General features: G+C 51.8%; 1 rRNA gene. It reads left to right on the forward strand.

Annotated features, from left to right (window positions below):
• Window positions 1-498 (forward strand): 23S ribosomal RNA (locus AOA62_RS07605); the annotation flags it as partial.

Here is a 498-nt window from a genome sequence, read left to right on the forward strand (position 1 = left end):
TCTGAATAGGGCGCCATAGTACGTTGTTGTAGACCCGAAACCGTGTGATCTACCCATGTCCAGGGTGAAGTCCAGGTAACACTGGATGGAGGCCCGAACCCACGCACGTTGAAAAGTGCGGGGATGAGGTGTCGGTAGGGGTGAAATGCCAATCGAACACGGAGATAGCTGGTTCTCCCCGAAATAGCTTTAGGGCTAGCCTCGAGGGAAGAGTCTTGGAGGTAGAGCACTGATTGGACTAGGGGTCCCCACAGGATTACCGAATTCAGTCAAACTCCGAATGCCAATGACTTATCCTCGGGAGTCAGACTGCGAGTGCTAAGATCCGTAGTCAAGAGGGAAACAGCCCAGACCATCAGCTAAGGTCCCAAAGTATACGTTAAGTGGAGAAGGATGTGGAGTTGCTTAGACAACCAGGATGTTGGCTTAGAAGCAGCCACCATTGAAAGAGTGCGTAATAGCTCACTGGTCGAGTGACTCTGCGCCGAAAATGTACCG

It is taken from the genome of Pseudomonas sp. 2995-3 (assembly GCF_002742565.1).
Classification (GTDB): domain Bacteria; phylum Pseudomonadota; class Gammaproteobacteria; order Pseudomonadales; family Pseudomonadaceae; genus Aquipseudomonas; species Aquipseudomonas edaphica.